At 67.8% G+C, this 9,472-nt stretch carries 7 protein-coding genes; 4 read left to right on the top strand and 3 right to left on the bottom strand.

What is annotated here, in order from left to right:
• Positions 1 to 58 precede the first annotated feature (58 nt).
• From V7S63_RS19385 to V7S63_RS19400, 4 genes are all read left to right on the top strand, one after another.
• Positions 59 to 2,368, top strand: coding sequence for a heavy metal translocating P-type ATPase (locus tag V7S63_RS19385; RefSeq protein ID WP_336531394.1), 2,310 nt, complete (start codon positions 59 to 61; stop codon positions 2,366 to 2,368).
• 64 nt (positions 2,369 to 2,432) lie between these two features.
• Positions 2,433 to 2,966, top strand: coding sequence for a signal peptidase II (gene lspA / locus V7S63_RS19390; RefSeq protein WP_336531395.1), 534 nt, complete (start codon positions 2,433 to 2,435; stop codon positions 2,964 to 2,966).
• 8 nt (positions 2,967 to 2,974) lie between these two features.
• Entirely contained in the window at positions 2,975 to 4,036 is a 1,062-nt protein-coding gene (locus V7S63_RS19395) for a murein L,D-transpeptidase family protein (RefSeq protein ID WP_336531396.1), read from the top strand.
• A 32-nt stretch (positions 4,037 to 4,068) separates the two neighbouring features.
• On the top strand, positions 4,069 to 4,692 hold the full coding sequence (locus tag V7S63_RS19400) for an SCO family protein (protein ID WP_336531397.1): 624 nt from the start codon (positions 4,069 to 4,071) through the stop codon (positions 4,690 to 4,692).
• Positions 4,693 to 4,860: 168 nt separating this feature from the next.
• Here the strand turns inward: V7S63_RS19400 and V7S63_RS19405 are convergent, their stop codons facing one another.
• The 3 genes from V7S63_RS19405 to V7S63_RS19415 all read right to left on the bottom strand — a co-directional run bounded on the left by V7S63_RS19405 (position 4,861) and on the right by V7S63_RS19415 (position 9,156).
• Positions 4,861 to 6,243, bottom strand: a complete 1,383-nt coding sequence (locus V7S63_RS19405) for an aldehyde dehydrogenase family protein (RefSeq protein ID WP_336531398.1) — start codon at positions 6,241 to 6,243, stop codon at positions 4,861 to 4,863.
• Between the two features lie 205 nt (positions 6,244 to 6,448).
• The gene (locus V7S63_RS19410) at positions 6,449 to 8,104 is read right to left on the bottom strand and encodes an acetolactate synthase large subunit (RefSeq protein ID WP_336531399.1); all 1,656 of its coding nucleotides are present in this window, start codon (positions 8,102 to 8,104) and stop codon (positions 6,449 to 6,451) included.
• 83 nt (positions 8,105 to 8,187) lie between these two features.
• Positions 8,188 to 9,156: an ornithine cyclodeaminase family protein gene (locus V7S63_RS19415; protein WP_336531400.1), complete on the bottom strand. Its 969-nt coding sequence runs from the start codon at positions 9,154 to 9,156 to the stop codon at positions 8,188 to 8,190.
• Positions 9,157 to 9,472: the final 316 nt, after the last annotated feature.

The following is a 9,472-nucleotide window of genomic DNA, read 5'->3' on the forward strand; positions in this document are numbered from 1 at the left end:
TAGTGGCTAGAGGTTGTAGGTAGGTGGTCCCGCAACGCTGTCAAGCGGAGACGAGAGCATGGCGACCGCCGCAAAAGCCGAAACGGAAACGCTGTCCTGGACGATCGGCGGCATGGATTGCGCCAGCTGCGCGGCGAAGATTCGCGGCGCGGTCGAGCGGCTGCCCGGCGTCTCCGACGTGCGTCTCTCGGTGATGTCGGAGACGCTGACGCTCTCCCTCGACGAGAGTCGGACGCGGCGCGATGCGATCGAGAAGCGCGTCGTCAGCCTGGGCTACACGGCGATGCCGGCGAGCGCGCCGCGCACACCTGCGCCTGAGCCCGCTTCGAACTGCGGCTGCGGTCATGATCACGTGCCGACCGACAAGGCGCAGGTCTGCGGCGGGCACGAGCATGCCCATGACCACGATCGCGACCATAGCCACGGCAAGGCCGGCAAGGGCGCCGACCATGGCCACGGCCTGCCCGGCCATGTCCATGAGCCGACGCCAGACGGGGTCTCCTGGTACCAGACCGGCAAGGGCAGGCTCGTCCTGCTGACCGGCGCGCTGCTCGGCGCCGCCTGGCTCGCCAAGTTCACGGTCTCCGAGACGGCCGCCTACTGGGCCTTTGTCATCGCCTGCGTGATCGGCGTCGTGCCGGTGGCGCGGCGCGCTTTCGCCGCGGCAAGGGTGGGCCAGCCCTTCACCATCGAGATGCTGATGACGATCGCCGCGACCGGCGCACTCGTCATCGGTGCGGCCGAGGAGGCGGCGCTGGTCGTCTTCCTCTTCGCCGTCGGCGAGGTGCTGGAGGGCGTCGCCGCCGATCGCGCCCGCGCCTCGATCAGGGCGCTCGGCGATCTCGTGCCCAAGACGGCCATCGTCGAGGAGAACGGCGAGACCCGCCAGGTCGACGCTGCCGCGCTGACCGTCGGTCAGATCGTGCTGGTGCGTCCGGGCGACCGCATCCCCGCCGACGGCGCGATCAGCGACGGCGTCTCCGGCATCGACGAGAGCCCGATCACCGGCGAATCCGTACCGAAGACCAAGGGTGTCGGCGATCCCGTCTATGCCGGCTCCGTCAATCGCGAGGCGGCGCTGCGCGTGCGCGTCGAGAAGGCGACTGAGGACAACACCATCGCCAGGATCATCCGCCTGGTCGAGGAAGCCCAGGAGGCGCGCGCGCCGACTGAGCGCTTCATCGACCGCTTCTCGCGCATCTACATGCCCGCGATCGTCGGCCTCGCCATTCTGGTCGCGCTGGTCCCGCCGCTGGCGTTTGGCGGCGAGTGGTCGGTCTGGATCTACCGGGCGCTGGCGCTGTTGCTGATCGGCTGTCCCTGCGCGCTGGTCATCTCGGTGCCGGCCTCGATCGCGGCGGCGCTCTCGACCGGCGCGCGCCAGGGCCTGCTGCTCAAGGGCGGCGTGGTGATCGAGGCCGCCGCGCGTACCGGCGTCGTTGCCTTCGACAAGACGGGAACGCTGACCGCGGGTGAGCCGCGCGTCACCGAGGTCGTCGCGCTCGGCCGCGAGGAGCGCAAGGTCGTCGAGCTCGCCGCAGCCGTCGAGACCGGCTCCAGCCATCCGCTGGCACTCGCCATCCTCGCCCGCGCCAGGGCGGATGGTGTTCCGGTGCGGCCTGCAGCCAACGCTGCGGCATTGGCCGGTAAGGGCGTCACCGGCGAACTCGACGGGGCTGCCGTCTTCGTTGGCGCGCCGCGCCATGCCAGGGAGCGCGCCAGCTTCGACACAGCGGCGCTCGAGACGGTCGAACGGCTCGAAACCGCGGGCAAGACCGTCGCTGCCGTCATCGCCGACGGCGCGCTCGCCGGCCTCATCGCCCTGCGCGATGAGCCCCGCGAGGATGCCGCCGCCGCGATCGCCGAACTCAAGGCGCTCGGCGTCCGCTCGGTGATGCTCACCGGCGACAATGCCCGCACCGGCACCGCCATCGCCGGCTCGCTCGGGCTGGAGCACCAGGCCGAACTGATGCCGGACGACAAGGTCACCGCCATCAAGGAACTCGCGCGCGAAGCGCCGGTGATGATGGTCGGCGACGGCATCAACGATGCCCCGGCGCTGGCCGCCGCCAATATCGGCGTCGCGATGGGCTCGGGCACCGATGTCGCGCTCGAGACCGCAGACGGCGCCGTGCTGAAGAGCCGGGTGCGCGACATCGCCGCGATGATCCGGCTGGCCCGGGCGGCGATGGGCAACATCCGCACCAATATCGCGCTCGCGCTCGGCCTGAAGGCAGTGTTCCTGGTCACCAGCGTGCTTGGTTATACGGGTCTCTGGGTCGCGATCCTCGCCGATACCGGCGCGACCGTGCTCGTCACCGCGAACGCGCTGCGCCTGCTGCGCTTCGACGCCGGCAAGGCCGGCTGAAGGAGCGATCCATGTCCGGCATGGAGAGCGTGCTCTTCCGCCTCGTCGCGGCCGAAGGTGCCACATGACCTGGCCAAGCAGATTTGCCTTTGTTGCTGCAATCGCTCTCGCCGCCGCCGGGCTCGATCAGGCCAGCAAATGGCTGATGCTGGAGATCGTCCTCAATCCACCGGAGCCGATCGCGCTGACGCCCTTCCTCAACCTGCGCCTCGGCTTCAATACCGGCGTCAGCTTCGGCCTGTTCCGCGAGACGCTCGAAGCCTGGCCCGGCCTGCTCGGACTGTTCAAGTTCGCGGCCGTCTTCGGCCTGCTGGCCTGGGCGGCGCTCGCCGGGCATCGGCTCGAACGCATCGGCCTCTCGCTGATGGCGGGCGGGGCCTTCGGCAATGCGATCGATCGCTGGCGCCAGGGTGCGGTCACCGATTTCCTCGATCTGCATTGGGGCGACTGGCACTGGCCGACCTTCAACGGTGCCGACATCGCATTGACCTTGGGCGTGGTGCTGATGCTGCTGGCGGCGTTGCCGAGCAGGGAGCGACCCCGCGCCGCGCGTAAGAATCGGTCTTGTTCACGAGTCGTTAGCGCCAGACGCCGATAATTTTAGCCATGTCCGATCGCTCTATAGTCCAGCGTCTCCGGCGCTTCGCACTGCTCGGTGCCGCCGCCATCGCCCTCTCGTCCTGCGTCGGGGTGGACGGCGACGGCCGCGGCAACCAGCCGCTGCCGGCGGCGCTTGTCTCGCAGATGTCGGCGAAGGGCATGAGCCAGGCCGACCCGATCGTCGTGCGTCTCTACAAGAAGGAGAGCGAGCTCGAGGTCTGGAAGCGCGATCGCTCCGGCCAATATGCCCTGCTCAAGACCTATCCGATGTGCCGCTGGTCCGGCCAGCTCGGGCCGAAGAAGCGCGAGGGCGACCGGCAGGCGCCGGAGGGCTTCTATACGGTGACGCCCGAGCTGATGAATCCGAAATCGGCGTATTACCTCTCCTATAATCTCGGCTACCCGAACGCGCTGGAGAAGGCGCAGGGCTATACCGGCTCGGCCCTGATGATCCACGGCGCCTGCACCTCGGCCGGCTGCTACGCCATGACCGATGACGGCGTGACGGAACTCTATGGTCTCGCGCGCGAGGCTTTTGCCGGCGGGCAGCGCAGCTTCCAGGTCCAGGCCTTCCCCTTCCGGATGACGCCGGAGAACCTGGCCCGCCATCGCGGCAATCCGAACATCGCCTTCTGGCGCAATCTCAAGGAAGGCTCGGATCATTTCGAGGCGACGCGGCAGCCACCGAAGCTCGCGACCTGCGGCGGCCGCTATGTCTTCAATCCGGCGGGCGATGCCTCCGCCTTCGTCCCCGGCGCGCCGTGCCCGGCCTATGAGACCGATCCGGAGGTCGCCTCGCTGGTCTCCGCGCGCAGCGCCCGCGACGAGGCGCGCCTCGCCGAGCTCACCGGCAGCCTGCCGGCGATGAGCTATGCGCTGATGGATGGCGGCATGCATCAGAGCTTCCGCAAGCTCCTGCGCACCATCGGGCCGGAGCGGATGCAGACCATGGTCGCCGGCAAGGTCGAGATCAGCGCGCCGCAGGCGGCGCTGGCCGATCCTTATGGTGGTAGCGGCGGCGATGAGCCGCAGCAGGCAACGGCGACCGGGTCGATTTCGCCGCGTTGACGCCGGCAAGGCTGGCGGCCAGACAAAGGCGCATGCCGATCCTCAAGATCATTCGTTATGGCGCCTGGGGCGCTGTCGTCATCGTCGCCTTCGCCGCCGCGGCGATCACGCTCGGCTGGTGGCGTGTCGACGGACCCGGCCGGCCGAGCTCGGGCGGGTCCGTATCGACCCCGCTGGCCGATGTCGGCGGTCCCTTCACCTCGACCGACCATACCGGCCGCAAGGTCTCGCAGGCCGATTATCTCGGCAAGCCGACGCTGGTCTTCTTCGGCTTCACTCATTGTCCCGAAGTCTGCCCGACCACGCTCTTCGAGCTCACAACTCTGCTCGGCAAGCTCGGCGCCGATGCCGACAGGCTCAACGTGCTCTTCGTCTCGGTCGATCCCAAGCGCGACACGCCGGCGCAGCTTTCGCTCTATCTGCAATCCTTCGATCCGCGCATCGTCGGGCTCTCGGGCACGCAGGCCGAGGTCGATGCGGCGCTGAAGGCCTACAAGGCCTATGCCAGGCGCATCCCGACGCAGGACGGCTACACCATGGACCACACCGCCTCGGTCTATCTGATGGACGCGGAGGGGCGCTTCCGCAGCCTGATCGATTATCACGAGGAACAGGACTCGGCGCTGGCGAAGGTCAGGCTGCTGCTGAAGCGCTGAAACTCCACTTCAAACCACCTCAGCCGGCATACTGAGGAGGCCGCATCGCGGCCGTCTCGAAGAATGCTTCAGGAGACTCCGGAACTATCTGGAGCATCCTTCGAGACCCAGCCTGTGGCTGCTCCTCAGGACGAGGGCTGAGGGAAAGGCGGCAGGAAGAATGCCGCCTCAGCGCCGGTTCAGCAGGATCATCTTCTCCTGCGTCATGTCGCGCATGGTGTAGGGGATGCCGCCGGTGCCGTAGCCGGATTCCTTGCGGCCGGCGAAGGGCATCCAGTCGGTGCGGAAGGCCGTGGGATCGTTGACCATCACCGCCGAGGCGTCGAGCCGCTCGGCGGCGTGCAGCGCAACGTCGATGTCTTGTGCGAAGACGCTGGCCTGGAAGGCGACGTTGAGCGAATTGGCCCGAGCAATGGCCTCGTCGAGCTTGCTGTAGCGGTAGACGCAGACCAGCGGGCCGAAGACCTCGAGCTGCGAGACCTTGGCGTCGGCGGCCGGGTCGAGCAGCACCGCCGGTTGCAGCGTCGTCTCCGACAGCCGTTTGCCGCCGAGCGCAAGCTTCGCTCCACCCTTGACGGCCTCGTCGATCCAGCTTGCGACCCGATCTGCCTCCCTGGGCAGGATCAGCGGACCGACCTCGGTCTCCTTCAGCACAGGATCGCCGGTGCGCAATTTGGCGACGCGTGCCACCAGCTGCTCGGTGAAGGCGTCGGCGATTTCCTCATGCACGTAGATGCGCTGCGTCGACACGCAGACCTGGCCGGCATGGTAGTAGCCGCCCTTGACCAGCGGCTCGATGATCCGCTCGAGATCGGCGCTGCGGTCGACGATCGCCGGCGCCGCCCCGCCATGCTCCAGAGCCGAGCGCGCGCCATGCGCCAGCTTGGCATGCAGCGACCAGCCGACCTTGGCCGAGCCGATGAAGCTGAGGAAGGCGATGCGCCTGTCGGTCACGAGCTTCTCGGCGAGCTCGTTGCTCTCCGGCAGGAACATCTGGCACCAGGCCTCCGGCAGGCCGGCCTCGTGCACCAGCGCGACGAAATCGCGGCAGCAGAGCGGCGTCGTGCTCGCCGGCTTGATGATCACCGGGCAACCGGTGGCGATCGCCGGTGCGACCTGGTGGACGATCAGGTTGAGCGGGTGGTTGAAGGCCGAGACTGCCGCGACGATCCCGATCGGCTCCTTGGTGGTGAAGGCCCAGCGCCCGGCAGCGGCCGGCGTCAGCCCCATCGGGATCTCTCGCCCGGCGAAGTTGCGCAGTTCGTCGGCGGCGTTGTGGACGCCGTCGATGGCGCGGGTCGTCTCGATGATCGCGTCTGTCAGCGGCTTGCCGCCTTCGCGCGCGATCTGGCGGGCGAAATGGTCGCGCTTGGCCGACAGGAGCTCGGCGAGCTTGCGCAGGATCGCGATCCGCTCATGCGGTTTCAGCCAGTTGTCGCGATCGCGGAAGACCGTCTCGGCCGCCTGCAATTTGGCTTCGAGCGCCGCCGCATCGTCGGTGGCGATCTCCTCGATCGGCGCACGATCATAGGCCTGAACCACTGTCAGCATCGTCGTCTCCTCGGTGGTTTCCATACCGGCGGCCTGGACGGGACGCCCAAAGCTAGAAACAAGTGCGGGTCGTCTCGGGCGACCGGAGGGAGATCCGGGACCCCTGCCTGAACCTCATTCGGAAAGGCTCAGGCATGGATCCCGGATTTCCGCTGCGCTCCGTCCGGGATGACCCGAGTCTTTCCTGCGAGCGCAGCAGATTGGCTCAGGCAAGCTCGATATCCGGCGTCTTGTTGCGCAGCTCCTCGACGAGCACACGGGTGTTCTCGGAATAGTCGATCGGCACCTCGACGAGATGGACGCCGCCGCCCTCGAAGGCCGCCTCCAGCGTCGGCACCAGCTCGGCGGCCGAGCCAACGCGCGAGCCCTTGGCGCCATAGGCCTTGGCATAGGCGACGAAATCGGGATTGCCGAAGCTCATCCCGTAGTCGGCGAAGCCGTCGACCGCCTGCTTCCAGCGGATCATGCCGTAGGCGCTGTCGTTGAGGATGACGACGACGAGGTTGAGGCCGAGCCGGACGGCGGTCTCCATCTCCTGGCTGTTCATCATGAAGCCGCCGTCGCCGCAGACCGCCATGACCCGGCGCTTGGGATGCAGCATCGCCGCCATCATCGCCGAGGGCAGGCCGGCGCCCATCGTCGCCAGCGCATTGTCGAGCAGCAGCGTGTTGGCGACATGGGTGCGGTAATTGCGCGCGAACCAGATCTTGTACATGCCGTTGTCGAGGCAGACCATGCCGTCCTCCGGCATCACGGCGCGGATGTCATGCACGATGCGCTGCGGCGTGATCGGGAAGCGATCCTCCTCGGAGCGGTCGTTGAGATGCGCGAGGATCTTCTGGCGCAGCTCCAGCATGATCGGATCGGCTTCGACCTGGCCGCCCAGCCGCTCCGCCAGCGCCGTGACGGTCGCGCCGATATCGCCGATCACCTCGGCATCGGGGTGGTAGACCTGCTCGACCGTCGCCGACTGGTAGCCGACATGGATCACCTTCGGCCCGCCGGCGCTCTTCATCAGGAAGGGCGGCTTCTCGACCGTGTCGTGGCCGATCGCGATGATCAGGTCGGCGCGGTCGACCGCCTGGTGGACATAGTCGCCCTCGGACAGGGCGGCGGTGCCGACATAGAGGTTCGAGCCGCCGGTGACGGCGCCCTTGCCCATCTGGGTGTTGAAGAAGGGCAGCTTCACCCGCCGCACGAAATCGGAGAGCGGCTCGACCAGCCGCGGCCGGTTGCCGGCGGCGCCGATCATCACCAGAGGCCGCTTGGCAGCGAGGATCATCTCGGCCGCGCGGGCGATCGCCTTGGGATCAGCCACCGGCTGCTCCAGCGGATGCACCGGGATCAGCGGCACGTCGGCGACCTCCTCGCCGGCAATGTCTTCCGGCAGTTCGAGATGCACCGGGCCGGGCCGTTCCTCCATCGCGACCCGGAAGGCGTCTCGCACCACCGCCGGGATGCTGGCAGCGCTGACGATCTGCCGGGTCATCTTGGTCAGCGGCTTCATCGAGGCGACGACATCGACGATCTGGAAGCGCGCCTGCTTGGCGCTCATGATCGCCTTCTGGCCGGTGATCAGGATCATCGGCATGGCGCCGAGATGGGCATAGGCCGCCCCGGTCGAGAAGTTGAGCGCGCCGGGCCCCAATGTCGCGATGCAGACGCCGGGACGCCCGGTCAGCCGGCCATGCGTCGCCGCCATGAAGGCGGCGGCCTGCTCGTGCCGGGTCAGGACCAGCTCGATCTTCGAGGTCCGGAGCGACTCGACGACGTCGAGGTTCTCCTCGCCGGGAACGCCGAAGATGCGATCGACGCCCTCGTTCTCGAGCGCGGCCACCAGGAGATCGGAACCCTTCGTCATTGCCATCGCCTATCCGGAACACCTCGATACCGGGAAGGTAGGCTTCCCGCACGAGAAGGGAAAGCCGGCGCATGGCAGGGTTGCTAGCGCGGCAGGAGCATCCCGATGCCGCCGGCGCGCGCCTTCTCCAGCACGAGATGCGCGAGCGCCAGATCCGCGAGCGCGAAGCCGCGGAAGCAGAACAGCGAGCGCTTCGTCCCGGCATCGGCCAGTGGCATCTGCGAGAGCGCGGCAAGGTCATGGCCGAAGCGGACGCTGGCCACCGGCTGCCCGTCGACGTCATAGGGCGCCTGCGACTGGGCGAGGCTGTCGGTTGCCAGCAGGTCGAAGGCGGGCAGCGCCTCCGGCAGCCAGCTGCGGCCGGTATCGACCGCCGCAGCAAAGGACGCAGGCTTCATCCGGCTGGCATCGAGGAAGGGGCGCAGGCCCGGCGTCGCCGGAACCATCGAGATGACGATGTCGCTGCGGGCGAGCAGCCTGTCGGCATCGTCGACGATCTCCGTGGTGAGGCTCTGCGCTGCTGCAGCTTCCGCCAGGCGCTCGGCCGAGCTGCGGCTGCGGCTCAGCATCAGCGTGGCCGTGAGGCCGGGATAGAGATCGTGGAAGGCCGCGAGATGGGCATGGGCCTGCAGGCCGCAGCCGACGAAACCGATTGTGCGTGCATCGGGCGGGGCGAGCAGCGAGGCGGCAGCCGCCGACATCGCCGCGGTCCGCACCAGCGTGATCTCGTCGCCGTCGAGGATCGCAAGCGGGGTACCCGTCACATAATCGCTGACGCAGATCAGTGCGCTCACGCTCGGTACGGAGCTGCCTTCCTGCGATGGCGCCGAGGCGACCCATTTCACCGTGGCGATCGCTTGCGCCTGCGAGGCTGCGGTCATCGCCTGAAAGGCGTGGCCGGGGCCGAGCGCGAGCGCGCTCTTCGGCAGGCTGCGGTTTCGTCCGGCGGCATGGTCACGGAAGGCGGCGAGCACGGCCTCTCGCGCCTCGCGCGGAGTGACGGAACAAGCCCGCACGTCCTTGTGCGAGAGATAGAGGAGGTCATTGCTCATCGCTTGAACCGCTTCGCGACGGGAGGGGCATGGGCCGGCCGGTCCATCAGGATCGGGTATGAGCACAGGAGAAGCGGCGGGCAAGGCCGAGGCGAGCTGATCGTACGGAGTGGCTCCCTCATGGAGCGGGGGGGCTGCGGGGTGATTTGCCTGGCGACAGGGCCGATTTGCCGGGCTCCATTTGCCGATTAAAATGTAAATCATTGAAAACGCAGGGATTATCGACCGAGATCCACTTTTGTCGAAAAACTTTCATCTGGTGTGTTGACAGCGGAACTGGGGTCCCCCTATAAAGCGGCCATCGAGACGGCGCCGC

The sequence above is a fragment of the Allobosea sp. CCNWLY174 genome (genome assembly GCF_037120455.1).
In the GTDB taxonomy this organism is placed as follows: domain Bacteria; phylum Pseudomonadota; class Alphaproteobacteria; order Rhizobiales; family Beijerinckiaceae; genus Allobosea; species Allobosea lupini.